18 protein-coding genes are annotated in these 26,680 nt (G+C 73.7%); 6 read left to right on the top strand and 12 right to left on the bottom strand.

The genetic code is table 11. The annotated features are described in order from the left end of the window. Positions 1–247 precede the first annotated feature (247 nt). The 9 genes from mnmA to NH342_RS04555 form a co-directional block, all read right to left on the bottom strand. Positions 248–1,336: a tRNA 2-thiouridine(34) synthase MnmA gene (gene mnmA / locus NH342_RS04595; protein WP_253011859.1), complete on the bottom strand. Its 1,089-nt coding sequence runs from the start codon at positions 1,334–1,336 to the stop codon at positions 248–250. Then, the gene (locus NH342_RS04590) at positions 1,333–2,529 is read right to left on the bottom strand and encodes a cysteine desulfurase family protein (RefSeq protein ID WP_253011856.1); all 1,197 of its coding nucleotides are present in this window, start codon (positions 2,527–2,529) and stop codon (positions 1,333–1,335) included. Before NH342_RS04590 ends, mnmA begins: the two co-directional genes overlap by 4 nt. Continuing rightward, complete coding sequence (locus tag NH342_RS04585) at positions 2,526–3,902, bottom strand: MFS transporter (RefSeq protein WP_253011854.1); 1,377 nt, start codon at positions 3,900–3,902, stop codon at positions 2,526–2,528. Before NH342_RS04585 ends, NH342_RS04590 begins: the two co-directional genes overlap by 4 nt. After that, on the bottom strand, positions 3,899–5,434 hold the full coding sequence (locus NH342_RS04580) for an ATP-dependent DNA ligase (RefSeq protein WP_253011851.1): 1,536 nt from the start codon (positions 5,432–5,434) through the stop codon (positions 3,899–3,901). The genes NH342_RS04585 and NH342_RS04580 overlap by 4 nt, the downstream gene beginning before the upstream one ends. 118 nt (positions 5,435–5,552) lie before the next feature. Then, positions 5,553–6,515, bottom strand: coding sequence for an electron transfer flavoprotein subunit alpha/FixB family protein (locus NH342_RS04575; protein WP_253011847.1), 963 nt, complete (start codon positions 6,513–6,515; stop codon positions 5,553–5,555). 27 nt (positions 6,516–6,542) lie between these two features. Further along, positions 6,543–7,322 (bottom strand): electron transfer flavoprotein subunit beta/FixA family protein, encoded by a 780-nt coding sequence (locus tag NH342_RS04570; protein WP_253011845.1) that lies wholly within the window; start codon positions 7,320–7,322, stop codon positions 6,543–6,545. Positions 7,323–7,408: 86 nt separating this feature from the next. After that, entirely contained in the window at positions 7,409–8,521 is a 1,113-nt protein-coding gene (locus tag NH342_RS04565; RefSeq protein WP_253011843.1) for a PLP-dependent cysteine synthase family protein, read from the bottom strand. Continuing rightward, positions 8,518–9,303: an enoyl-CoA hydratase/isomerase family protein gene (locus tag NH342_RS04560; RefSeq protein WP_253011840.1), complete on the bottom strand. Its 786-nt coding sequence runs from the start codon at positions 9,301–9,303 to the stop codon at positions 8,518–8,520. The genes NH342_RS04565 and NH342_RS04560 overlap by 4 nt, the downstream gene beginning before the upstream one ends. Before the next feature lie 112 nt (positions 9,304–9,415). Continuing rightward, on the bottom strand, positions 9,416–10,210 hold the full coding sequence (locus NH342_RS04555; protein ID WP_253011837.1) for an ABC transporter ATP-binding protein: 795 nt from the start codon (positions 10,208–10,210) through the stop codon (positions 9,416–9,418). 68 nt (positions 10,211–10,278) lie between these two features. On the opposite strand from NH342_RS04555, the gene glgX reads away from it, so the two are divergent. Beyond that, complete coding sequence (gene glgX, locus NH342_RS04550) at positions 10,279–12,423, top strand: glycogen debranching protein GlgX (protein ID WP_253011834.1); 2,145 nt, start codon at positions 10,279–10,281, stop codon at positions 12,421–12,423. 132 nt (positions 12,424–12,555) lie between these two features. Here glgX and NH342_RS04545 read toward each other — a convergent pair whose 3' ends face one another. Further along, entirely contained in the window at positions 12,556–13,542 is a 987-nt protein-coding gene (locus tag NH342_RS04545) for an FHA domain-containing protein (RefSeq protein WP_253011831.1), read from the bottom strand. A 197-nt stretch (positions 13,543–13,739) separates the two neighbouring features. Further along, positions 13,740–16,289, bottom strand: coding sequence for an alpha-glucan family phosphorylase (gene glgP, locus NH342_RS04540; RefSeq protein ID WP_253011828.1), 2,550 nt, complete (start codon positions 16,287–16,289; stop codon positions 13,740–13,742). A gap of 96 nt (positions 16,290–16,385) precedes the next feature. Here glgP and NH342_RS04535 point away from each other — a divergent pair, with 96 nt between their 5' ends. The 5 genes from NH342_RS04535 to NH342_RS04515 all read left to right on the top strand — a co-directional run bounded on the left by NH342_RS04535 (position 16,386) and on the right by NH342_RS04515 (position 25,835). After that, complete coding sequence (locus tag NH342_RS04535; protein ID WP_253011826.1) at positions 16,386–18,389, top strand: alpha-1,4-glucan--maltose-1-phosphate maltosyltransferase; 2,004 nt, start codon at positions 16,386–16,388, stop codon at positions 18,387–18,389. Between the two features lie 38 nt (positions 18,390–18,427). Beyond that, entirely contained in the window at positions 18,428–20,266 is a 1,839-nt protein-coding gene (gene treS / locus NH342_RS04530) for a maltose alpha-D-glucosyltransferase (protein WP_253011823.1), read from the top strand. Next, positions 20,263–21,612 carry a hypothetical protein gene (locus tag NH342_RS04525; protein ID WP_253011820.1) on the top strand — a complete coding sequence of 450 codons (1,350 nt, stop codon included), beginning with the start codon at positions 20,263–20,265 and terminating at the stop codon, positions 21,610–21,612. The genes treS and NH342_RS04525 overlap by 4 nt, the downstream gene beginning before the upstream one ends. Before the next feature lie 28 nt (positions 21,613–21,640). Further along, positions 21,641–24,304 carry a 1,4-alpha-glucan branching protein GlgB gene (glgB, locus tag NH342_RS04520; RefSeq protein ID WP_253011816.1) on the top strand — a complete coding sequence of 888 codons (2,664 nt, stop codon included), beginning with the start codon at positions 21,641–21,643 and terminating at the stop codon, positions 24,302–24,304. Between the two features lie 127 nt (positions 24,305–24,431). Continuing rightward, entirely contained in the window at positions 24,432–25,835 is a 1,404-nt protein-coding gene (locus NH342_RS04515) for a neutral zinc metallopeptidase (RefSeq protein ID WP_253011813.1), read from the top strand. Positions 25,836–25,845: 10 nt separating this feature from the next. Here the strand turns inward: NH342_RS04515 and NH342_RS04510 are convergent. Further along, a partial coding sequence (locus NH342_RS04510) for a tetratricopeptide repeat protein (RefSeq protein ID WP_253011810.1) occupies positions 25,846–26,680 on the bottom strand: 835 nt, incomplete at its 5' end.

Here is a 26,680-nt window from a genome sequence, read left to right as displayed (position 1 = left end):
AGCCCGGGCCCGTGACGAAACCAAGGGTCCGCTGAGAACCGACGCCGATCGTTCACCGGCCGGAAACGCACCGCCGGGAGCAGGTGTGCAGGCGCACCACCACGCTGGCCGCGCTCCCCTGCGGCCTGTTCGGCACCGTGACCGGCGCCGCGGCGCAGGGCCCCGGTAGGTGCGCGCCAGGGCGGCCCGTCCCGGACCGCAACCCCGTCCGAGGGCGCGGGGCAGCCGTGCGGGGAGTGCGCCGGGGTCAGACGGGTGGACGACGGGCGGCGCGGGCGACCGCGGCCTGGCCCAGCACCCTGTCCCCGCGCTCGGCGTCCGGCTCGTACAGCACCGCCGACTGACCCGGCGCCACCCCGCGCTGCACCTCGTGCAGTGCCAGCAGCAGCCCGCCGTCGTCGTGCGCAGTGACCGTGCAGGGCACGGCCGCACCGTGCGCGCGCAGCTGCACCACCGCGTCCAGCGGCAGGGACGGCGCCGCCCCGGTCCAGGTGGGCTCCCCGGTGCGGACCTCGTCGACCCCGGCCAGGTCTGCCGTCCCGACGGTGACGGTGCGGCTGACCGGCTCGATCCCCAGCACGTACCGGGGCCGCTGGTCGCCCACCACGACGCCCAGCCCCTTGCGCTGGCCGATCGTGAAGCCGTGGGTGCCGGCGTGCTCCCCCACCACCGCACCGCTCCCGGCGTCCACCACCGGGCCCGGCGCGGTGCCCAGCCGGTGGTCGAGGAAGCCGCGGGTGTCGCCGTCGGGGATGAAGCAGATGTCGTGGCTGTCGGGCTTGGTGGCCACCGCGTATCCGCGCTCGGCGGCGATCGCCCGCACGCGCTCCTTCGTCATCGAGCCCAGCGGGAAGACCGCCCCCGCCAGCTGCCCGGCGGTGAGCACACCGAGGACGTAGCTCTGGTCCTTGGCGGCGTCGACCGAGCGGCGCAGCTCGCCGTGGGCCAGCCGGGCGTGGTGGCCGGTGACGACCGCGTCGAAGCCCAGTGCCTGCGCCCGGTCCAGGACGGCGGCGAACTTGATCTTCTCGTTGCAGCGCAGGCAGGGGTTCGGCGTCCGGCCGGCGGCGTACTCGGCGACGAAGTCGTCGACGACGCCGGAGGCGAACCGGTCGGCCATGTCCCACACGTAGAACGGGATGCCGAGCTCGGCGGCGACCCGGCGGGCGTCGTCGGCGTCCTCGACGCTGCAGCACCCCCGGGACCCGCTGCGCAGCTGCTGCCGGTGCTGCGAGAGCGCCAGGTGCACCCCCGTGACGTCGTGACCGGCGTCGACGGCGAGCGCAGCGGCGACGGCGGAGTCCACCCCGCCGCTCATGGCCGCGATCACCCTCATGCCGACCGCCGGCCCAGCCCCGCCCGGCGTGCCCGCTCGACGACCGGCCCGATGACGTCCAGGACGGCGTCCACGTCGGCGGCGGTGGAGGTGTGGCCCAGGCTGAACCGCAGCGAGCTGCGCGCCCGGTCGGGGTCGGCACCGGCAGCCAGCAGCACGTGGCTGGGCCGGGCGACACCGGCGCTGCACGCCGACCCGGTCGAGCACTCGATGCCGTTGGCGTCCAGCAGCATGAGCAACGCGTCGCCCTCCGCGCCGGGGAAGGACAGGTGGGCGTTCCCGGGCAGCCGGCCCGGACCCCCGCCCACGACGGCGTCCAGCGGCGGCCCGTTGAGCTGCACGTCGGGCACGCGCTCGACCACGCCGGCGACCAGCCGGTCGCGCAGCGCCGCGACCCGGGCGGCGCGCTCGACCCGGGACCCCGTGCTGGCGGTGGTCGCGACCGCGAGGCCGACGATGGCGGCGACGTCGAGGGTCCCGGAACGGACGTCGCGCTCCTGGCCGCCGCCGTGCAGCAGCGGGGTGCACTCGGCGTCCCGGCGCAGCACCAGCACCCCGGCGCCCATCGGCCCGCCCAGCTTGTGCCCGGTCATGGTCAGCGCGTCGACCCCGCTGGCGGCGACGTCCACCGGGACCTGGCCGACGGCCTGCACGGCGTCGGTGTGCAACGGCACGCCGACCGCGTGGGCGACCGCGGCCAGGGCGGTGAGGTCGCTGACCGCCCCGATCTCGTTGTTGGCCCACATGACGCTGGCGACCGCGACGTCGGTGCCGTCCCCGAGCGCCTGCGCGAGCGCGTCGGAGGTGACCGCCCCGGTGGGGTCCACGTCGACCCAGGTGACCTGGGCGCCGTCGTGCTCGACCAGCCACTCGACGCTGTCCAGGACGGCGTGGTGCTCGGCCGGGCTGACCACGACGCGGGTGCGGCGCGGGTCGGCGGCGCGGCGGGCCCAGAACATGCCCTTGACGGCGAGGTTGTCGCTCTCGGTGCCGCCGCCGGTGAACAGCACCTCCGACGGCCGGGCGCCGAGCGCGGCGGCCAGCTGCTCGCGGGACTGCTCGGCGACGCGCCGGGCCTCGCGGCCGCTGGCGTGCAGCGAGGAGGCGTTGCCGACCCGGGCCAGCTGCTCGGTCATCGCCGCGACGGCCTCGGGGAGCATCGGCGTCGTCGCCGCGTGGTCGAGGTACGTCATGACTGAGCCAGCGTAGGCGCGTCCGGGACCGACGAGGTCGCCGGGACCTGCGCGCGACCGGCGACCGCGCCGCCCAGGGCGGCCACGGCGGTGCACCCGGCCACCCCGGTGAGGACGGCGGCCGGGAACGGCAGCAGGCCCGCGGTGGCCGCGCCCAGCAGCACCCCGACGGCGCCGATGCACAGCGCGGCTGCGGTGACGTCGGCGATCTGCAGGGAGGCGGAGTCGGCGCCGCGGCGGTGCTCCGGGGACTGCTCGAGCAGCAGCACCCCGACGCTGGACATGCCCAACCCCATGCCGAGGCCGGCGACCGCCCAGCTGGCGTAGACCGGCCAGCCGTGCAGCGCGCCGACCGCGACCAGTGCGGTCCCGCCCACCCCGACCAGGACGAACCCGAAGCCGGCCTGCAGCAGTCGGACCCGGGACAGGTCGGGACGACGGCCCTGCAGCGCGCTCGCGACCGACCAGCCCAGCGCACCCGCGGTGAGCGGGACGCCGGCCGCGGTGGGGGTGAACCCGTGCAGCTGCGACAGCGAGAGCGGGATGAGGGACTCCACGCCGAAGAACGCACCGGCCAGCAGTCCGCGCGAGGCGACCACCGTCGGCAGGCCGCGGGCGGCGCGTGCGGTGCCGCGGGGCAGCAGGTGACCCAGCCCGAGCACCAGGGCGACCAGCCCCACGAGGGCGATCGGGACGGCGGCGACGTCCAGCCGCTGCCCCGCGTACTGCAGCGCGGCGACGCCCACCCCGGACAGCAGCGCCCACCAGCGCCGGTACGGGTCGGGACGCGCGCCGGGCGGGGGGACGGCCAGCCGGCGCAGCGCCGGGAGCACCAGCGCGAGGCCGGCGGCGACCAGCGGCAGGATGCCGAGGAAGACCAGCCGCCAGGTGGCGACCGAGGTCAGCACGCCGGCCAGCAGCGGGCCGACCAGCGCGGGCACGACCCACGCCGCCGACAGCGCACCGAACAGCGCCGGGCGCAACCGGGGGTCGAAGGCCGCCCCGGCGACCACGTAGATCGACACCGAGATGAAGCCGCCGCCCAGGCCCTGCACGGCCCGGCCCAGGACGAACAGCGGCATGTCCACCGCCAGACCCGAGGCGAGCAGGCCGGCGGCGAAGACACCGACGCCCCACAGCAGGGCGACGCGCGGACCACGCCGGTCGCCGAGGTCACCGCCCAGCACCATGCCCACGACCTGGGCGACCAGGAAGGCGGTGAACGGCCACCCGTACCAGGCCAGGCCGTCGAGCTCGGCGACGGCGGTCGGCAGCACGGTGGCCACCGCCATGGCCTCGAAGGCGACGAACGTGACCAGGGTGACCAGCCCGGCGGTCGTCAGCCGGTGCCGGCGGTCGAGGATGCCGCTCACCCGTGGGCCAACCCGCCGGCGGCCGCACCTCTTCCCGGCAGCAGAGCGCGGACGGCGTCGACCGTGTCGGCCTCGGCGGGGCCCTTGTCCGGGCGGTAGCGCAGCACCCGGGCGAACCGCAGCGCGACGCCGCCGGGGTAGCGGGGGCTGCGCTGCACGCCGTCGAGCTCGATCTCCACCACCAGCTCGGGGCGCATCGTCACCGCGCCGCGCTCGGTGGCGGTGACCAGGTCGGGGAAGGTCCGCGTCTGCCAGGCGAGCAGCTCGTCGGTCATGCCCTTGAAGGTCTTGCCGACCATGACCGGCTCACCGCCGTCGGGGTCGCGGGCGCCGAGGTGGATGTTGGACAACGACCCGGTCCGCCGGCCGTAGCCCCACTCGGCGCCGATGACGACCAGGTCCAGGGTGTGCACCGGCTTGACCTTGCGCCAGGCGCTGCCCCGCCGTCCGGCGGCGTACGGGCTGGCGAGCACCTTGACGACGACGCCCTCGTGACCGGCGGCCAGCGCCTCGTCCCGGAAGGCCGCGGCCTGCTCGGGGGTGGGCTGCTGCACCCCGGGCATGCGGTGCTCCCCCGCGACCCGTTCGAGCGCCCCGCGGCGCACCGCCAGCGGCTCGTCGACCAGGTCGGTGCCGTCGACGTGCAGGCAGTCGAAGAAGAACGGCCGCAGCAGCAGCTCGCCGGTGTCGGCGCCGAACCGGGCCGCGGTCTCCTGGAAGGGGCGGGGCCGGCCGTCGTCGGTGAGGGCCAGCGTCTCGCCGTCGAGCACCAGCCGCTGCGCGGGCAGCCCGCGGACGACGTCGACCAGCTCGGGCACCCGGGCGGTGACCTCCTTGAGGGTGCGGGTCCAGATGCGGACGTCGTCGCCGTCCTTGTGCACCTGGATGCGGGCGCCGTCCATCTTCTGCTCGACCACGACGTCACCGTCGGCGAGGGCGTCCGCCAGGTCGTCGGCGGGCGAGGCCAGCATCGGCCGCAGCGGCCGGCCCACCTGCAGCCGCACCGCCTCCAGCGCCGGCACTCCCCCGGCCAGCGCGAGCTCGGCCACCGCCGGCAGCTCCCCGGACAGGAAGAAGGCCCGGCGGACGACGGCGGCGGGCGCGTCGGCCGCCGCGGCGACGGCGTCGAGCACCACGCCCTCCAGGGCGCCGTGCCGCAGTTCCCCGCCGAGCAGCCGCAGCAGGAAGGACTGCTCCTCGGCGGTCGCGGCACCGAACAGCTCACCCAGCAGCTGGGCGCGGCGGGCGGTGGAGCCGGCGCCCGTGACCGCGGCGAGCTCGTCGAGCGCGGCCTCGACGGCGCCGACCGTGAGCGTGGGCTCCGCCGCGGGTGGCGCGTCGACGCCGGAGAGGGTGCGCCAGCCGGCGCCGAGCTTGCCCTGCCGTGGGGCGCCGGACAGCCACGCGGTGACCGGCCCGACCTCGTCGGGGGCCGCGGACCGCAGGAGGTCGGCGACGGCGTCGCGCTTCGCCGTCCGGGCCCGGGTCGCGCCGACCGCGGCGGAGGTGGTCACGACGTCGGCGAGCAGCACCGCCCCATCGTCACCCGCCGCGTCCTCCCACGCGAAAGTCCGCCCTCCCTCACCAGCGTTCGTGAGGGAGGACGGACTTCGATCAGGGCCCCTGATCATCGCGGGGCCGGGAGCGCGGCTACTTGCGGGCGGTGATCTGCTCCGTCGCGGCCGGTACGACGGTGTTGAGGTCGCCCACGACGCCGAAGTCGGCGAGCTCGAAGATCGGCGCCTCGGGGTCCTTGTTGACCGCGACGATGCTCTTGGAGGTCTGCATGCCGGCCCGGTGCTGGATGGCCCCGGAGATGCCGACGGCGATGTAGAGCTGCGGCGAGACGGTCTTGCCGGTCTGCCCGACCTGGAAGGAGTGCGGGTAGAAGCCGGAGTCGACCGCCGCGCGGGAGGCACCCACGGCCGCGCCCAAGGAGTCGGCCAGGCCTTCGATGATCGAGAAGTTCTCGGCCGAGGCGACCCCGCGGCCACCGGAGACCACGATCGCGGCCTCGGTGAGCTCGGGCCGGTCGGACTTCTGCTCGATCACCCGGTCGACCACGCGGGTCTGCTTGGCGGCGTCGGAGAGGGAGACGGTGATGGTCTCCTCCTCCCCCGCGGCCGGGGCGGCCTCGGGGGCGACGGAGTTGCCGCGCAGGGTGTAGATCGGGGTCCCGGTGGTGACCTTCGAGTGCACGATGGTCGCCCCGGCGAAGGCCACCTGGGTGGCGGTGCCGTCGGCGGCGATCTCGGTGACGTCGGTCAGGAAGCCCGAGCCGGTCTTGATCGCCAGGCGACCGGCGATCTCCTTGCCCTCCGGGGTGGAGGGGATGACCACCGCGGCCGGCGACCGGTCGGCCACCAGCTGGGCCAGCACCTCGGCCTTGGGGGCCACCAGGTAGCCGTCGATGTCCTCGGACTCACCGACCAGCACCTTGGCGGCGCCGTACTCGGCGAGGGCGTCCTTGACCGGCGCCGCGGTGCCGGGGGCACCGAGGACGACGGCCGAGGGCTCGCCCAGCGCGCGGGCGGCGGTCAGCGCCTCGAGGGTGGTCTTGCGGACGCCGGAGCCGTCGGGGGCGGTCTCGACGAGGACCAGTACTTCAGCCATGACTGCGATCTCCTCAGGTTCCGGTGCTCAGACGAGCTTCTGCTCGGCCAGGTAGCCCACGAGCTTCTCGGCGCCGTCGCCCTCGTCGGTCACCTTCACGCCCTCGCCCTTGGGCGGGCGGCCGGCGAAGTCCAGCACCTGGCTGGTCGCCGTGGCCAGGCCCACCTGCGAGGCGTCGACGCCGAGGTCGGCCAGCGACTTGGTCTCCACCGGCTTCTTCTTGGCGGCCATGATCCCCTTGAAGGAGGGGTAGCGCGGCTCGTTGATGGTGTCCCAGGTGCTCACGATCGCCGGGGTCTGCGCCTCCAGGGCCCAGAAGCCGCCATCGGTCTGCCGCTCCACCTTCAAGGTCGAGCCGTCGACGGTGAGCTTGCGGGCACCGGACAGGTGCGGGACGCCCAGCCGCTCGGACAGCAGCGCCGGCATCACCGACACCCGACCGTCGGTGGACTCCGCACCGCAGATCACCAGGTCGTACTCCAGCTGCGACAGCGCCGCGGCGATGACCGCCGAGGTCTGCACCGCGCACGAACCGTGGATGGCCGGGTCGCTGACGTGCACGGCCTTGTCCGCGCCCATCGACAGGGCCTTGCGGATGGCGTCGGTGGCGCCGTCGGGGCCGACGGTCAGCACCGTGACCTCACCGCCCTGGGCCTCCTTGACCGTCAACGCCTCCTCGATGGCGTACTCGTCCATCTCGTTGATGACGTTGTCGGCACTGGCGCGCGCGACGGTGTTGTCCGAGCTGTCCAGCTGGCGCTCGGTACCCGAGTCGGGCACCTGCTTGACCAGGACGACGATGTTCATCGCACCTCCGCGAGTGGGTTCAGGGTGCGGACGTGAGCCCGCACACGCACTGATGATTCACGTTACTAGCCAGTAACGTCGGGGCGTCAGACGGCAGCGGCGTGAGACCAGTCACCGCTGACCGTGAACCGCTCCAACGTCGCGCGGTGCGGTGCGAGGTCCAGTCCCTGCTGGGCCAGCCAGGCGTCGGAGTAGTAGGTGCGGGCGTACCGTTCGCCGCCGTCGCACAGCAGCGTGACCACGCTCCCCCGCCGTCCGGCCGCCACGAGCTCGGCGACCAGCTGGAAGGCGCCCCAGAGGTTCGTGCCGGTCGACCCGCCGGCCCGGCGGCCGGTCACCGTCTCCAGGTGCCGCATCGCCGCGATGGAGGCGGCGTCGGGCACGCAGAACATCCGGTCCACGATCGTCGGCACGAAGGAGGGCTCCACCCGGGGCCGGCCGATGCCCTCGATGCGGGAGGGCCGGCCCACGGCTGCGGGGTCGCCGTCCCGCCAGCCGGGGAAGAACGCCGACCCCTCGGGGTCGACGACGGCCAGCCGGGTGGGCAGCCGCCGGTAGCGCAGGTACCGGCCGATGGTGGCGCTGGTGCCCCCGGTGCCCGCGCCGACGACGACCCACTCGGGGACCGGGTGCTCCTCGGCGGCCAGCTGCTCGAAGACCGACTCGGCGATGTTGTTGTTGCCCCGCCAGTCGGTGGCCCGCTCGGCGTGGGTGAACTGGTCCAGGTAGTGCCCGCCGGTCTCGTCGGCGATCCGGCGGGCCTCGTCGTAGACGGCGCCGGCGTCGGCGACCAGGTGGCAGCGGCCGCCGTGGAACTCGATGAGCGCGATCTTCTCCGGACTGGTCGAGGCCGGCATGACCGCGACGAAGGGCAGGCCCAGCATGCGGGCGAAATAGGCCTCGCTGACCGCGGTCGACCCGCTCGATGCCTCGACCACCGTCGAGCCCTCGCAGATCCACCCCGAGCACAGCGCGTGCAGGAACAGGGAGCGGGCCAGCCGGTGCTTGAGGCTGCCGGTCGGGTGGGTCGACTCGTCCTTGAGGTAGAGCTGCACCCCCCACTCCGGCGGCAGCGGGTAGACCAGCAGGTGGGTGTCGGCGCTGCGCCGGGCGTCGGCCTCGACCAGCGCGACGGCGCGCTCGACCCAGGCCCGCCCGGCCTCGTCGCAGCGGTCCAGCTGGGCGGGCCGGTCGTTCATCGGCCGCTGAAGGTGGCCTTGCCCGGCCCCTCGGAGAGGAACGAGGCCATGCCGGTCTTCTGGTCCTCGGTGTCGAACAGCCCGGCGAACAGCTCGCTCTCCAGCGCCAGGCCGTGGTCGATCGTCCCGTCCAGCCCCTCGTCGATCGCGCGCTTGGCCGCGGCCAGCGCCAGCGGCGGGCCGGCGGCGAACTTGCGGGCCATCGCGACGCTGGCCGCGTACACCTGGTCATCGGGGACGACGGCGTCCACCAGCCCCAGCTCGAGGGCCTCCTCGGCGCCCACGTGCCGCCCGGTGAACACCAGGTCCTTCGCCTTGGCCGGGCCGACCAGGCGGGCCAGCCGCTGGGTGCCGCCGGCACCGGGGATGACGCCGAGCAGGATCTCGGGCTGACCCACCTTGGCCGACTCCCCCATCACCCGGAAGTCCGCGCACAGCGCCAGCTCGTAGCCACCGCCCAGCGCGTAGCCGGTGATGGCGGCGATGACCGGCTTGGGCACCCGGGCGACCTCGCGGAAGGAGCTGGTCAGCTCCCGGCCCCAGGCGACCATCGACGAGCCGGTGAGCTGCGACATCGCCTTGATGTCGGCGCCGGCGGCGAACACCCGCTCACCGCCGTAGATGACCACCGCACGCACGTCGGCCCGGCTGCCGGCCTCCTGGGCGGCGGTGCGGACCTCCCAGTGCAGCTGCTCGTCGATCGCGTTCATCTTCGGGCGGTCCAGGCGGATGGTGCCCACGCCGTCCTCGACCTGCAGCGTCACGAACTCCGGCTCGGCCATGCGTCGTCCTCCAGCGTCCTCGATGGGTTCGCCGCTGACCCTAGGCATCGGAAGCGATGCCCCCCTGCTCGGCCCCGTCCGAGGGGGTGGAGCTTCCGATACCGGGAGCAGGTCAGGTCGTCGCGCGGCGGGCGGTGAAGCGCCCGCGCACCCGGCCCAGCGCCAGCGGCAGGCCGAAGGTCTGCCCCAGCAGGTCGGCGGTGAGGACGTCGTCCACCGGGCCGGCCGCCACCACCGAGCCCGACCGCAGCAGCATCGCGTGCGTGTAGCCCGGCGGGATCTCCTCGACGTGGTGGGTGACCAGCACCTGCGCCGGGGCCAGCGGGTCGCGGGCCAGGTCGGTCAGCCGGGACACCAGGTCCTCGCGGCCGCCGAGGTCCAGGCCCGCGCCGGGCTCGTCGAGCAGCAGCAGCTCCGGGTCGGTCATCAGCGCGCGGGCGATCTGGGTGCGCTTGCGCTCGCCCTCGCTCAGGGTGCCGAAGGCCCGGTTGGCGTAGGGGCCCACGCCCCACTGGTCCATCAGCAGCGCCGCGCGGGTCAGGTCGTGCACGTCGTACCGCTCGCGCCACCGGCCCATCACCGCGTACCCGGCGGAGACCACGACGTCGCCGACCCGCTCGGCCGGGCCGATGCGCTGGGCCAGCGCCGCGCTGGTCAGCCCGATGCGGGGGCGCAGCTCGAAGACGTCGACCGCACCGAGGGTCTCCCCCAGCAGCGTCACCGTGCCGCGGGTGGGGTGCATCTGCGCCGAGGCCAGCTGCATGAGCGTGGTCTTGCCGGCGCCGTTGGGCCCGAGCAGCACCCACCGCTCGTCCTCGCGGACCGTCCAGTCGACCGAGCGCAGCAGCGTGGCGCTCCCGCGCACCACGTCGACACCGGAGAGCTGGACCACCACGTCGCTCGGCACGGCACCATCCAACCAACCCGGGCCGCCGGGTCCACCGCGCAGGCCCGGGTGTCGGGCACGATGACCGGGTGGCGCTTCGAGCAGCGGGTCCGTCGGTGGAGGTCTGGCCGGGCAGCCCGGCCCCGCTGGGTGCGCACTGGGACGGCACCGGCACCAACGTGGCCCTGTGGTCGGCCGGCGCCACCGCCGTGGACCTGTGCCTGTTCGACCCCGACGGCACCGAGCACCGGCAGCGGCTGCAGGAGACGACCCACCAGGTCTGGCACGGCCGGCTGCCCGGCGTCGGGCCAGGCCAGCGCTACGGCTACCGGGTCCACGGCGGGTACGACCCGGCGTCGGGCTCCCGGTACAACCCGGCCAAGCTGCTGCTGGACCCCTACGCCCGCGCCGTCGACGGCGAGCTCACCCTGGACCCGGCGCTGTTCGGGTTCCCCGAGGGCCACCCCGACTCCGCGGTGGCCGACGAGCTCGACTCCGCCCCCGTCGTCCCGCGGGGGGTGGTCATCCACGACTCCTTCCCCTGGGACGGCGACGCCGCGCCGCGCACCCCCTGGTCGGACACCGTCATCTACGAGGTGCACGTCAAGGGCGCGACCATGCGCCACCCCGACGTCCCGCCGGCCCTGCGCGGCACCTACGCGGGCCTGGCTCACCCGGCCTTCGTCGAGCACCTGGTCTCCCTCGGCGTGACCGCGGTCGAGCTGCTGCCGGTGCACCACTTCGTCTCCGAGCCGCACCTGCTGCGCCGCGGGCTGACCAACTACTGGGGCTACAACACCCTGGGCTACTTCGCCCCGCACGCCGCCTACTCCTCCGCCGGCACCGGCGGGGGTCAGGTGACGGAGTTCAAGGCGATGGTCAAGGCGCTGCACGCCGCGGGCATCGAGGTCATCCTCGACGTGGTCTACAACCACACCGCCGAGGGCGACCACACCGGCCCGACCCTGTCGTTCAAGGGCATCGACAACGGCGGCTACTACCGCCTCGGCGCCGGTGCGCCGGCCCGGTACACCGACTACACCGGCTGCGGGAACACCCTCGACGTCCGCCGTCCCCAGGTGCTGGCCCTGCTGATGGACTCGCTGCGCTACTGGGTCACCGAGATGCACGTCGACGGCTTCCGCTTCGACCTGGCCTCCGCGCTCGCCCGATCCATGCACGACGTCGACCGGCTCTCGGCCTTCTTCGACGTGGTGCACCAGGACCCGGTGGTCAGCCAGGTGAAGCTGATCGCCGAGCCGTGGGACATCGGCGAGGGCGGCTACCAGGTCGGCAACTTCCCGCCGCTGTGGACCGAGTGGAACGGCAAGTACCGCGACACCGTGCGCGACGTGTGGTCCGGCCAGCACGTCGGCGTCCGCGACCTGGCCTACCGGCTGACCGGGTCCAGCGACCTGTACCGCTCCGACGGCCGCCGTCCCTTCGCCTCGGTCAACTTCGTGACCGCGCACGACGGGTTCACCCTGCGCGACCTCTACAGCTACGAGCGCAAGCGCAACGAGGCCAACGGCGAGGACAACCGGGACGGCGAGAGCCACAACCGGGGCTGGAACTGCGGCGCCGAGGGCCCCACCGACGACCCGGAGGTCACCGGGCTGCGGGCCCGGCAGGTGCGCAACGTGCTGGCCACGCTGCTGCTGTCGACCGGCGTACCGATGCTGACCGCCGGTGACGAGCTGGGCCGGACCCAGCTGGGCAACAACAACGCCTACTGCCAGGACTCCGAGCTGTCCTGGCTGGACTGGGGGGACATCGACGCCGACCTGTGGACCTTCACGTCCCGGTTGGTGGCGCTGCGCCGGTCCTCCCCCGCGCTGCGCCAGGAGGCGTTCTTCGACGGCCACGAGGTCCCCGGCTCCGGGGGCACCCGCGACCTGGCCTGGTTCGCCCCCGGCGGTGGGCTGATCACCAACGAGCAGTGGTTCGACAGCGGGCTGCAGACCATCGGGATGTACCTGGACGGCCGCGGCATCCGGCACCGCGACGAGCGCGGCCGGCCGGTCGTCGACGACTCGTGGCTGGTCTGGCTGCACGCCGGGGCCGAGGACGCCCGGGTGACCCTGCCTGGGCCGCCGTGGGCCGACGGCTACCAGTTCGCCGTCAGCACCGAGTGGCCCACCGGGGCGCCGCCGCAGCACGCCGTGGTCGCACCCGGCCCGCTGGTGATGCCGGCCCGCACCGTCTGGGCGCTGCGGGTGCTGCGGCGGCCCTAGGCCCGTGCCCCAGCCCCAGCCCCAGCCCGACGGTGATCAGGTGACCTGGTCCACGTGCGGCCGTCCACACCGACGTCCGTGTGGTCGGACGGACGGTGATCAGGTCACCTGATCACCGTCCGGGGGGAGGGACTACTCCGCGGCCTGCTCGAAGGTGATCACGGTCCAGCCCAGCAGCAGCCGGTCGCCGTCGGACAGCGCGTGCGCCACCCCCGGCTCCAGCTGGGTCCACTCGGTGGCCTCGGGGCCGGCGACGTGGGTGCCGTTGAGCGAGCCCAGGTCGACCAGGGAGACCTCGCGGCCGGCGCGCTGGATGGCGGCGTGCGCGGAGGACAGCACGTTCTGCGTGTCGGCGATCGGCACCGGCTTGGCCGTGCCGGAGGTGACCAGCTCGTGCCCGTCGGGTCGGCGGCCGAGCACCAGGTCGCTGTCGACGTCGACGACCATGCCGTCGTCGAAGCGCAGCACGGGGGCCGCGGGCGGGTCGGGCTGCCAGAAGGCCGTGGCCGCGCCGGCCTGGGCGGCCGGCTGCGGCTCGGAGACCGGGGCCGCGGCCGCGGCCGGGGAGCTGAAGCCGGAGTCCGAGCCGGCCGAGAACCGCTCGGCGCCGGTGGAGGAGGACGGGGCCGGGACGGCGACCGAGGCGGGGGTGGCCGCGGCCAGCTGCAGGGTGGCGCCGGCGCCGGGGACGGTGCCCTCGACCAGGTCGTAGGCCACTCCCGGCGGCACCGTGGACGGTGCGGAGCCCGGGCCGACGTAGAGGGAGGAGCCCAGGTCGAAGCCGCTGGCCAGGCTGCACCCGCCGCCGGTGGGCCGACCCGAGACCGGGACGCCGTCCACCGCGGGCTGGCCCTTGCCCGACCACAGCGCGACGCCCGAGCCCGAGCCGTCGGCCGCGTCGGTGAGCACGAGGGCGAAGGAGGCCCCGCCCGGGGCGAGCGACCCGACCTGGTCGGCGACCGCGGTGAGCACCCGGTCGACGCCGGGGCCGGCCAGGCCCAGGCAGGCGTGCAGCGCCGCGACGAGGGCGGGCGAGCCGGGGGCGTCGACCCACAGCAGGCCGCCGGCACGGCGGGCGACGACGGTGTCTCCGGGGAGGACCTCACAGCGGTCGGGCATGCGGGCCAGACTAGTGATCGCGCGTGCGTGATCGCCGCCGAGCGAGCCAGCCACGCCGGAGCGTGACCATCGACATGCTCCCTCGGTCACCAGGAGTCACACCGACCTCACCGAGTGGTCACCCCGGGGGCGGATCGTCCGGTGCCGCGGCCGGGGCCGCGGCGACCGGTGGACGATCCGGCCCCCGGGTGACCACCTCAGGCGTTGGTGACGACGCCGAGCTCGGCCGGGGTCGCCAGCGCCGGCGAGGAGGGCAGCACCCGCACCGTGTAGCCGAAGGCGCCGGTGCGCTCCAGCGGGATCGTGGCGGTGAACCAGTGCCGCGACCCCTCGGTGCCCTCGTGCGCCATCTCCACCGCGGTCACCTCGTGCAGGCCGTCGGTGTCGTCGACCCGGCCGTAGGCGGCCTGCACCTGGACGTCGCCGGTGACCAGCCCGGGCAGCTCCACCTCGGCGCGCAGGTCGATGGTCGACCCGATCTCGGGGGTGTCACCCACCCCGGTGGCCTCCACGTGCGCCACCCGCACCCCGCCCCAGTTGCTGAGCAGGTGCGCGCGCCACGCGGCCTGCTCGCGCGCCACCTGGTAGCCGCCCCCGGCCAGCGAGCGCGCCGAGCCCGCGGCCGGCACGTAGAGCTGGTGCACGTAGTCGGCGACCATCCGGCTGGCCAGCACCTTGGGACCGAGGTCCTTGAGCGTGTGCTTGACCATCTCGACCCACCGGGTGGGCACGCCGTCCCGGTCGGTCTCGTAGAAGCGGGGCAGCACCTGCTTGTCCAGCAGGTCGTAGATGGCCCCGGCCTCCACGTCGTCGCGCCGCTCGGCGTCCTCGACCCCGTCGGCGGTGGGGATGGCCCAACCGTTCTGGCCGTCGAACCACTCGTCCCACCAGCCGTCCTTGATGGACAGGTTCAGCCCGCCGTTGAGCGCGGACTTCATGCCCGACGTCCCGCAGGCCTCCAGCGGCCGCAGCGGGTTGTTCAGCCAGACGTCGCACCCCCAGTAGAGGTAGCGGGCCATGCCGATGTCGTAGCCGGGCAGGAAGGCGATGCGGTGCCGGACCTCGGGGTCGTCGGCGAACTTCACCATCTGCTGGATCAGCTGCTTGCCGCCGTCGTCGGCCGGGTGGCTCTTGCCGGCGATGACCAGCTGCACCGGCCGGTCGGGGTCGGTCAGCAGGGCCTTGAGCCGGGCGGGGTCGCGCAGCATCAGGGTGAGCCGCTTGTAGGAGGGCACCCGTCGGGCGAAACCGATGGTCAGCACGTCGGGGTCGAACACCGAGTCGGTCCAGCCGACCTCGGCCTCGGACGCCCCGCGGGCCAGCGCGCTGTCCCGCACCCGGCGACGCACCTCCTCGACGAGCCGGCCGCGCAGCAGCCGGCGGGTGCTCCACAGCTCGCCGGCGTCGATGCGGTCCACGCCGTCGAACCACACCGGGCCCTCGACGTCGGCCGGGTCGCCCTGGCTGGAGGTCTGGGTGCCCAGTTCGACCAGCTCCCGGGCGGTCCAGGTGGCGGCGTGCACGCCGTTGGTGATGGAGGAGATCGGCACGTCGGCCTCGTCGAAGCCCGACCACAGCCCACCGAACATGTCGCGGCTGACGTGGCCGTGCAGCTGGCTGACGCCGTTGGCGCGCTGCCCCAGCCGCAGGCCCATGTGGGCCATGTTGAACTTGGTCGGGTCCTCCTCGGCGCCCAGCGGCAGCAGGTCGTGCACCGCGACGCCGAAGCCGGCGAAGTACCGCTCGATGAGCGCCCTGGGGAACCGGTCGATGCCGGCCGGGACGGGCGTGTGCGTGGTGAACACGGTGCCGCCGCGCACCGCCTGAAGCGCCTCGGGGAAGGACAGCCCGTGGGACTCGGTGAGCTCGCGGATCCGCTCGATGCCCTGGAAGCCGGCGTGGCCCTCGTTGGCGTGGAAGACCTCAGGCTGCGGGGTGCCGGTCAGCGAGCAGTAGGCGCGCACCGCCCGGACGCCGCCGATGCCCAGCAGCATCTCCTGCCGCAGCCGGTGGTCCTCGCCGCCGCCGTAGAGCCGGTCGGTGACCCCCCGCTCGGCGGGCGCGTTCTCCTCGATGTCGCTGTCGAGCAGCAGCAGGGAGACCCGGCCGACCTGGGCCCGCCAGACGTGGGCGTGCAGCGTGCGGCCCTCGGGCAGCGGCACGGTGATGACCACGGCGTTGCCGTCGTCGTCGCGCAGCAGCTTCACCGGCAGCCCGTGCGGGTCCAGCGCCGGGTAGTGCTCCAGCTGCCAGCCGTCGGCGGACAGCCCCTGCGAGAAGTAGCCGGCCCGGTAGAGCAGGCCGATGCCGATCAGCGGGACGCCCAGGTCGGAGGCGGCCTTGAGGTGGTCACCGGCCAGGATGCCCAGGCCTCCGGAGTACTGCGGCAGCACCTCGGTGATGCCGAACTCGGCGGAGAAGTAGGCGATCGACGCCGGCGCCTCGGCGCCGAGGGACTGGTACCAGTGCGGGGCGTCGAGGTAGTCCTGCAGGTCGTCGGTGACGTCGGAGAGCCGGCGCAGGAACTTGCGGTCCTTGGCCAGCGCGGCCAGCCGCTCGGCCGACACCTCCCCCAGCACCCGGACCGGGTCGTTGCCGCAGCTGACCCACAGGTCGGGGTCGACGGCCTCGAACAGGTCGCGGGTCTCGGGGTGCCAGGACCAGCGCAGGTTCATCACCAACGGGGCCAGCGGGAGCAGCGCCTCGGGGAGCGCTGCGCGGACGGTGAGTCGTCGGAGTGCTCGCACGCGACGAGCCTATCGACCAGGGACGACATCCCCGGGCCGGCCGGGACGGCCCCGGCCGAGGTGCCCGCCGTCCCCGGCGCCGATAGCGTGACGGGGGTGACCGGCCGCGCTGATCTCCGTCTGGGCATCACCGACATCGACCCCGTCGTCGCCTGCGGGACCTTCTCCGCCCGCGCCGTCGTCGGCGAGCACGTCCCCATCACCGCCACCGTCTTCCGCGAGGGCCACGACGCCGTCGCGGCCAACGTCGTCTGGAGCCCGCCGGCCACGCCCGGCAAGCGGGCCACCCGGCCGCCGCTGCGCCGGATGCACCGCTACTCCGACCAGCCCGACCGCTGGACGACGACCGTCGTCCCCGACCGCGAGGGCCTGTGGACCTACCAGGTCGAGGCCTGGGACGACCCCGTGGGCACCTGGCACCACGCCGTCGAGGTCAAGGTGGACGCGGGGCAGGGGGCCGCCGACCTCGCCAACGACCTGGAGGAGGGCGCCCGGCTGCTCGACGAGGTCGGGAAGGCCGTCCCCAAGGAGCACCGCACCGCCGTCGCCGCGGCCGCCACGGCGCTGCGCGACGAGTCCCTGGAGCTCTCGGCGCGCCTCGCCCCGGCCCTGGCACCGGCGATGACCGACCTGCTGCACGCCCACCCGGTGCGCCGGCTGGTCACCCGCTCCCCCCGCTACGAGGTGTGGGTCGACCGGGAGCGCGCCCTGTACGGGTCCTGGTACGAGTTCTTCCCCCGCTCGGAGGGCCCGGTCGTCGACGGCGGGCCCACGCACGGCACCTTCGCCGACGCGGCGCAGCGGCTGCCGGCGATCGCGGCGATGGAGTTCGACGTCGTCTACCTGCCCCCGATCCACCCGATCGGCACGGTCAACCGGAAGGGCAAGAACAACACCCTGACCACCGTGGAGGGCGACGTCGGCTCGCCGTGGGCGATCGGCAGCGCCGACGGCGGCCACGACGCCGTCCACCCCGAGCTCGGCACGATGGCCGACTTCGAGGCCTTCGTGGCCCGCACCCGCGAGCTGGGCATGGAGGTGGCGCTGGACTTCGCGCTGCAGGCCGCGCCCGACCACCCGTGGGTGACCGCGCACCCGGAGTTCTTCACCACCAAGCCCGACGGCACCATCGCCTACGCGGAGAACCCGCCGAAGAAGTACCAGGACATCTACCCGATCAACTTCGACAACGACCCGGCCGGCATCTACGCCGAGGCCCGCCGCGTGCTGCAGGTGTGGATCGACGCCGGGGTGAAGGTGTTCCGGGTCGACAACCCGCACACCAAGGCCATCAACTTCTGGCACTGGCTGATCTGGGACGTCAAGAAGAGCCACCCCGACGTGCTGTTCCTCGCCGAGGCCTTCACCAAGCCCGCGATGATGCACCAGCTGGCCCGGGTCGGGTTCACCCAGAGCTACACCTACTTCACCTGGCGCACGCAGAAGTGGGAGATCGAGCAGTACGGCCGCGAGCTGGCCGGGACCGCGCACTACATGCGGCCGAACTTCTTCGTCAACACCCCGGACATCCTGCACGCGTCGCTGCAGTTCGGCGGCCCGCCGATGTTCAAGATCCGCGCGGTGCTGGCGTCGATGATGAGCCCGACGTGGGGCGTGTACTCCGGCTACGAGCTCTACGAGCACGTCGCGCTCAAGCCCGGCAGCGAGGAGTACCTGGACACCGAGAAGTTCCAGCTGCGCCCGCGCGACTACGACGGCGCGCTGGCCCAGGGCCGGTCGCTGGCGCCCTACCTGACCCGGCTGAACCAGGTCCGGCGGCAGCACCCGGCGCTGCAGCAGCTGCGCACGCTGCACTTCCACGGGATCGACAACGAGAACCTGGTCTGCTTCTCCAAGACCGACCCCGCCTCCGACGACGCCGTCCTGGTGGTGGTCTCGCTGTCCAGCCAGCACACCCAGATCGGGACGACGGCGCTGGACATGGGCGCGCTGGGCATGGAGTGGTCCGACCGGTTCACCGTCACCGACCAGATCACCGGCGCGCAGTACGAGTGGGGCCAGTTCAACTACGTGGAGCTGGACCCCTACCGAGAGCCCGCGCACGTCTTCACCGTCACCCGCCACGCCCCGCTGGGCTGAGCCCACCCGACCCCGAGAACCGAGGACCGAGCTCCCCCATGACCGTCCCCGCCCAGCACGCCGACCGGCCGGGTCTGCCGGCACCCGGTGCCGACCCGGAGTGGTACAAGCGCGCCGTCTTCTACGAGGTCCTCGTCCGCGGCTTCGCCGACTCCAACGCCGACGGCATCGGCGACCTGCGCGGCATGATCGGCAAGCTGGACTACCTGCAGTGGCTCGGCGTCGACTGCCTGTGGCTGCCGCCCTTCTTCGCCTCCCCGCTGCGCGACGGCGGCTACGACGTCGCCGACTACACCGCGGTGCTGCCGGAGTTCGGCGACATCGAGGACTTCCAGGAGCTGGTGGCCAAGGCCCACGAGCGGGGCATGCGGATCATCATCGACTTCGTCATGAACCACACCTCGGACCAGCACCCCTGGTTCCAGGCCAGCCGCAACGACCCCGACGGTCCCTACGGCGACTTCTACGTGTGGAGCGACGACGACACGAAGTACGCCGACGCGCGGATCATCTTCGTCGACACCGAGGTCTCCAACTGGACCTTCGACCCGGTTCGCAAGCAGTACTTCTGGCACCGGTTCTTCAGCCACCAGCCCGACCTGAACTTCGAGAACCCCAAGGTCGTGGAGGCCATCCTCGACGCGCTGCGGTTCTGGCTGGACCTGGGCATCGACGGGTTCCGCCTGGACGCCGTCCCCTACCTGTTCGAGGAGGAGGGGACCAACTGCGAGAACCTGCCCAGGACCCACGAGCTGCTCAAGACCGTGCGCAAGGTCGTGGACGCCGAGTACCCCGACCGGGTGCTGCTGTGCGAGGCCAACCAGTGGCCGGCCGACGTCGTCGAGTACTTCGGCGAGGACGGCGACGAGTGCCAGATGGCCTTCCACTTTCCGGTGATGCCGCGGCTGTTCATGGCCGTCCGCCGGGAGCAGCGCTTCCCGATCTCGGAGATCATGGCCCAGACGCCGGCCATCCCCGAGAACTGCCAGTGGGGCGTCTTCCTCCGCAACCACGACGAGCTGACCCTCGAGATGGTCACCGACGAGGAACGCGACTACATGTGGGGCGAGTACGCCAAGGACCCCCGGATGAAGGCCAACATCGGCATCCGCCGGCGGCTGGCCCCGCTGCTGGACAACGACACCAACACCCTGGAGCTGTTCACCGCGCTGCTGCTGTCCCTGCCCGGGTCGCCGGTCCTCTACTACGGCGACGAGATCGGCATGGGCGACAACATCTGGCTCGGTGACCGCGACGGCGTCCGCACCCCGATGCAGTGGACCCCCGACCGCAACGGCGGGTTCTCCACCGCCGACCCGCAGCGGATGCACCTGCCGCTGGTCGCCGACCCGGTGTACGGCTACCAGGTCACCAACGTCGAGCAGCAGATGCGCAACACCACCTCGATGCTGCACTGGATCCGGCGGATGATCTCCGTCCGCAAGGAGCACCCGACCTTCGGCGTCGGCACCTTCACCGAGGTCGGCTCGCGCAACCCCACCGTGCTGTCCTTCATCCGCGAGTTCGGCGACGACGTCGTGCTCTGCGTGAACAACCTGTCCCGGTTCCCGCAGCCGGTCGAGCTGGACCTGCGCCGCTTCGAGGGCTGCATCCCGGTCGAGCTCACCGGCCGGGTCGAGTTCCCGACCATCGGGGTGCTGCCCTACATGCTCACCCTGGCCGGGCACGGCTTCTACTGGTTCGAGTTGTCCAAGCCGGCCGCACCGGAGCCGGACGACGAGACGGACATGGATGCGTGGGACACCGCCACCTCCTCCAGCGTCGCGCAGTCGCTGCTGGAGGCCGGGATCGTCGGGTCCTCCGACGACCCGCCCGGCGGCAGCGGTGGCCTGGGCGTCGAGGGGAGCGACCGGTGAGCGCGCTGACCGACCTGCTGGCCGAGTGGATGCCGCACCAGCGCTGGTTCGGCGGCAAGGGCCGGGAGTGGGCCTCGGTGACCGAGGACGGCTTCTTCCTCGACGAGGCCTCCCCCGTGCTGTCGGTGCACCGGGTGCGGATCGGCTACGCCGACGGCGCCGAGGAGACCTACCTGGTCCCGTTGTCCTGGCGCAGCGAGCAGTCCGACGACGTCGCGCACGCCTACGTCGGCTCGGTCGGGGACAACCACGCCTACGACGCGATGCGCGACCGCGACGCCACCGTGCCGTGGCTGACCCACCTGGTCGCCGCCTCCACCGTCGGGCCGATGCACTTCCACCCGGCCGGGGTGGCCTACATCCCCGAGGGCCTGCCCGGCGACGTCATCAGCGGCGAGCAGTCCAACACCTCGCTGATCTACGGCGAGACCGCCATCCTCAAGCTGTTCCGGCGGCTGGAACCCGGGCTCAACCCCGACGTCGAGGTGCACGAGGCGCTGCGGCCCACCGAGAACCCGCACATCGCCCCGCTGCTGGGCCACGTGGAGATCGACGGCGAGCCCGGCACGGAGCCGGCCACCGTGGCCTTCCTGCAGTCCTTCGTGCCCAACGCCAGCGACGGCTGGCGGCTGGCCACCTCCAGCGTGCGCGACCTCTACGCCGAGGCCGACCTGCACGCCGACGAGGTGGGCGGGGACTTCGCCGGCGAGGCCGAACGGCTGGGCGAGGCGACCGCCGCGGTGCACCGCGACCTCGCCGCCGTCCTGCCCACCGCGGAGGTCGGCGCCGACTGGTACGCCGAGCTGGCCACCCAGCTCACCGCCCGGCTGGACGCCGCGGTGGGCATCGTGCCCGAGCTGGCCGAGCACGCCGACGGGCTGCGCGCCCTGTACGCCGGGGTCGCCGACCTCGACGAGCCGACCACCGCCCAGCGCGTGCACGGCGACCTGCACCTGGGCCAGGTGCTGCGCACCACCACCGGCTGGATCGTGCTGGACTTCGAGGGCGAACCCGCCCGCTCGCTGGCCGCCCGCCGCGAGCTGGACTCCCCGCTGCGCGACGTCGCCGGCATGCTGCGCTCCTTCGACTACGCCGCCCGGCACCTGCTCGTCGAGCAGCCCGGGGAGACCCAGCTGGCCTACCGGGCCCAGGAGTGGGCCGAGCGCAACCGCGCCGCGTTCTGCGCCGGCTACGCCGGGGCGGGCGGCACCGACCCCGCCACCTCGCCGCTGCTGCGCGCGCTGGAGGCCGACAAGGCCGTCTACGAGTGCGTCTACGAGGCGCGCAACCGCCCGCACTGGCTGATGATCCCGCTGACCTCCCTGGCCCGCCTGGCCGGCGCCTGACCGATCCACCCACCCGGACGGAGCCACGATGACGACCCCGCAGGACCACCCGCACGACCCGCTGGACCCCGACGACCTGCAGCGCACGGTGCAGGAGAAGACCGAGGCCTTCCAGGCCGATCTCGAGCAGGCCGAGCGCGACAGCCCGAGCCAGCCCGGCCAGGACGTGACCGCCACCCCCGTGGTCGCCCCCGCCCCGGTCGCCGAGCCCGGCAACCCCTCGGCGCCCTCGGCGCCGCAGCCCGAGCCCCCGGACGGCGACCCCGCCGAGCCCGGTCACCCCGAACCGCGGGAGGACGGCCAGCAGGCCGGCACCGGCGGTGACTCCCCCGCGGAGACCGCCGACCTCTCCCCCGCCTCCACCAGCCCCGAGACGGACGGCACACCGGGGGGTGACCAGGGGCCCGCCGCCGACCGCGCGCCGGAGCACCCCACCAGCGCGGTCGCCTCGCCCCGGCGCTCCCGGGCCGCGTCGCCGTCCACCCCGCCGGTCGAGCCGACCGTCGTGGCCGGCGCACCGGTCGACCCCGACGCCGTCCGGGCCGTCGTCGAGGGCTGGTCGCACGACCCGCACGCCGTCCTCGGCGCGCACCCGGTGGGCGAGGGCTGGGCGGTGCGCACGCTGCGCCCGGACGCCGTCGCGGTGACCGTGGTGGACCAGGACGGCACCCGGTACGAGGCCCCGCAGCTGCACGGCGCCGGCGTCTACGAGGCGCTGCTCCCGCAGCAGCCCGGCGACTACCGCGTCGAGGTGGTCTACGGCGACGGGCAGGGCGGCACCACCACCGTGCTGGTCGACGACCCCTACCGCTGGCTGCCCACCCTGGGCGAGATGGACCAGCACCTCATCCGCGAGGGCCGGCACGAGCGGCTGTGGGAGGTGCTCGGCGCGCACGTGCGCAGCTACGACACCCCCGGCGGCGCGGTCACCGGCGTCTCCTTCGCCGTCTGGGCCCCGAACGCCCGCGGGGTCAAGGTGACCGGCGACTTCGACTGGTGGCAGGCCCGCGCGCTGCCGATGCGCTCGCTGGGCTCCTCCGGGGTCTGGGAGCTGTTCGTGCCCGCCGCCGAGGTGGGCCAGCGCTACCGCTTCCACGTGCTGGGCGCCGACGGGCAGTGGCGGGAGAAGAGCGACCCGCTCGCCTTCGCCACCGAGGTCCCGCCGCTGAACGCCAGCGTCATCACGCACTCGGAGTACGAGTGGGGCGACGACGAGTGGCTGGCCGACCGCGCCGAGGGCAACTGGCACGAGCGCCCGGTCAGCGCCTACGAGGTGCACCTGGGCTCCTGGAAGCAAGGGCTGTCCTACCGGCAGCTGGCCGACGAGCTGGTCGAGTACGCCACCTACGCCGGGTTCACCCACCTGGAGTTCATGCCGGTCGCCGAGCACCCCTTCGGCGGCTCGTGGGGCTACCAGGTCACCGGCTACTTCGCCCCGTCGGCCCGCTTCGGGGTGCCCGACGACTTCCGGTACCTGGTCGACAAGGCCCACCAGGCGGGCCTCGGCGTGATCATCGACTGGGTGCCGGCGCACTTCCCCAAGGACGCCTGGTCGCTGGGCCGCTTCGACGGCACCGCGCTCTACGAGCACGGCGACCCGCGCCGCGGCGAGCAGATGGACTGGGGCACCTTCGTCTTCGACTTCGGCCGCTCCGAGGTGCGCAACTTCCTGGTCGCCAACGCCCTCTACTGGTGCAAGGAATTCCACGTCGACGGCCTGCGCGTGGACGCCGTCGCCTCGATGCTCTACCTCGACTACTCCCGCAAGGAGGGCGAGTGGAGCCCGAACATCCACGGCGGGCGGGAGAACCTGGAGGCCGTGGCGTTCCTGCAGGAGATGAACGCCACCGTCTACCGCGAGGTCCCCGGCGTGATGACCATCGCCGAGGAGTCCACCGCCTGGCCCGGCGTCACCCGGCCGACCTACCTCGGCGGCCTGGGCTTCGGGTTCAAGTGGAACATGGGCTGGATGCACGACTCGCTCGGCTACGTCGAGAAGCAGCCGGTGCACCGGGTCTACCACCACAACCAGCTCACGTTCTCCCTCGTCTACGCCTACAGCGAGAACTACGTGCTGCCCATCAGCCACGACGAGGTCGTCTACGGCAAGGGCTCGCTGCTGCGGAAGATGCCCGGTGACCGGTGGCAGCAGCTGGCCAACGTGCGCGCCTACCTGGCCTACATGTGGGCCCACCCCGGCAAGCAGCTGCTGTTCATGGGCCAGGAGTTCGCCCAGGACGGCGAGTGGGCCGACTCCCGGTCGCTGGACTGGTGGCACCTCGACGACCCGGCGCACCGCGCCGTGCTGTCGCTGGTGGCCGACCTGAACGCCCGGTACAAGGAGATCGAGGCGCTCTGGAGCCAGGACGTCGACCCCGGTGGCTTCCAGTGGATCGACGCCAACGACGCCGCGGGCAACGTGCTGAGCTTCCTGCGCTACGGCTCGGGCGGGTCGGCGCTGGCCTGCGTGGCCAACTTCGCCGGCACCCCGCACGAGGGCTACCGGATCGGCCTGCCGCGCGGTGGCCGCTGGCGCGAGGTGCTCAACACCGACGCCGAGGGCTACGGCGGCTCGGGTGTGGGCAACCTGGGCGGGGTGGACGCCGTCCCCGAGCCCTGGCACGGGCAGCCGTTCTCGGCGGTGGTCAGCGCCCCGCCGCTGGGCACCTGCTGGTTCCTGCACGAGGGCTGACCAGGACGGGCCCCGGACGACCCGCGCGGGTGGTCCGGGGCCCGGCCTCGTCGCGGGTGGGCGCCGGGTCGGCCATGATGGTCCCCGCCGTCCGGGTGGGTCCCGGACCGATGCAGAACGGGAGCCCATGACCGCGACGTCCCGCCCGGTGGCCCTGGCCGCCGGGCTCGTGTCCCTGGCCCTCGTGCTCTCCGGGTGCGGCGCCACCCTCGTGCAGGGGCAGGCGAGCTCCGCCGAGCCGCCGATCACCGACGTCGCCCCCGACCAGTTCCCGATCACCGGTGCGGCCGAGACCCCCGCCGACGTCACAGCGCGCAACGCGCTGGCCGACCTGAACGACTTCTGGGCCCAGCAGTTCCCGGACGTCTACGGCGAGGACTTCCCGCAGCTGACCGGCGGCTACTTCTCCGTCGACCCCGGCGACGTGGACGAGTCCGCCTACCCGGGCGGCGAGATCGGCTGCGGCGCGGCCCCCGAGGAGGTGGAGCAGAACGCCTTCTACTGCCCGCCGGACGTCGGCACCTCCAACGAGGACTCGATCAGCTACGACCGGGCGTTCCTGCAGGAGCTCGCCGACGAGTACGGCCGGTTCCTGCCCGCGCTGATCATGGCCCACGAGTTCGGCCACGCCGTGCAGGGCCGGGTCGGCTACCCGGCCAACGACACCTCGATCAACACCGAGACCCAGGCCGACTGCTTCGCCGGCGCCTGGACCCGCTGGGTGGCCGACGGCAACGCCGCGCACGAGACCATCCGGGCCCCCGAGCTGGACGGCCTGCTGGCCGGTTACTCCATCGTGCGCGACCCGCCGGGCACCAGCCCCGACGACAACCAGGCGCACGGCTCCTACTTCGACCGGGTGTCGGCCATCCAGGACGGCTACGACGGCGGCGCCGCCGCCTGCCGGGACAACTACGAGTCCGACCGGGTCTTCACCCAGACGGAGTTCCTCGACGACGAGGACCTGGCGAACGACGGCAACGCCCCGCCGGACGAGGTGGCCGGGCTCATCCAGACCGCGCTGCCGGGGTACTACACCGACTCCTTCCCCGACGACCTGGGCACCGACTTCGCCGACCCGACCATCGAGTCCTTCGACGGCGCCGCCCCCGACTGCCTGTCCCCGGACAGCAAGGCCGGGTACTGCGCCGACGACGACACGGTCTACTACGACGAGTCCGACCTGGCCGAGCCCGCCTACGACGAGATCGGCGACTTCGCGGTGCTGACCGCCGTCGCGATCCCCTACGGGCTGGCCGCCCGCAGCCAGCTGGGGCTGTCCACCGACGACGAGGACGCCATCCGGTCCGCGGCCTGCCAGGCCGGCGCCTTCTCCGGTGCCGCGCTCTACGGCGAGGTCCCGACCATCCAGCTCTCCCCGGGCGACTTCGACGAGGCCGTCACCTTCCTGCTCACCTACGGCAAGGACCCGACGGTGTTCCCCGACGTCAGCCTCTCGGGCTTCCAGCTGGTCGACGTCTTCCGGCAGGGGTTCCTGTACGGCCTGACCTCCTGCGGGCTGGACACCTGACCGGCCGCTCTCAGAAGAGGGCGGCGGACAGCTGACGGCGGGCGGCGCCGACCCGCGGGTCGTCGTTGCCCACCACGCCGAACAGCTCGACCAGGTGCAGCCTCGCTGCGTCCCGGTCCTCGCCCGCGGTGCGCCGGACGACGTCCAGCAACCGGGCGAAGGCGCCGTCGACGTCACCGGTGCCGAGCAAGAAGTCCGCGGCCCGGGTCTGCGCGGCGACGTCGTCGGGGGCGGCGTCGGCGGCGTCCAGCGCGTTCGGCCCGGCCTCCTCGGCGCGGCGGAACAGCGCGACCTGCTTGACCGCGACCGAGGCCACCGGGTGGTCGGGCTCGGCGTCGAGGATCTGCCGGTAGGCGGCCTCGGCGCCGGCCAGGTCCCCGGCGTCCAGCGCGGCCTCGGCGGCGTCCAGACGCGGGTCCTCGGGCTCGGTGGGCTCCTCGGCGGCACCGGGCACCGCGCCCCCGGTGGTCGCCCCGACCAGCTCGGTGACGAACTGGCGGGCCTGCTCCTCGGGGATGGCACCGCTGAACTCGGCGACCAGCTGGCCCTGCCACACGGCCTTGACCGCCGGGATGCCCTGCACGCGCAGGCCCTGGGCCAGGTTGGGGTTGGCGTCGACGTCGACCTTGGCCAGCACCCAGCTGCCCCCGCCCTCGGCGGCCAGCTTCTCCAGCACCGGCGAGAGCTGCTTGCACGGGCCGCACCACTCGGCCCACAGGTCCAGCACCACCGGCACCTGGAACGAGCGGTCGATCACCTCGGTCTGGAAGGTCGCCTCGTCGACGTCGACCACCGCCGAGCCCGGCGCTCCGGCGGGGGCACCGGCGGCCGGCGGCGGGGCGGCG

Origin of the sequence: Klenkia sp. PcliD-1-E (assembly GCF_024124375.1) — a bacterium.
Taxonomy (GTDB): Bacteria; Actinomycetota; Actinomycetes; order Mycobacteriales; family Geodermatophilaceae; genus Klenkia.
Note: the sequence above shows the minus strand (reverse complement) of the source record. Positions and strands in the feature narration are given on the sequence as shown.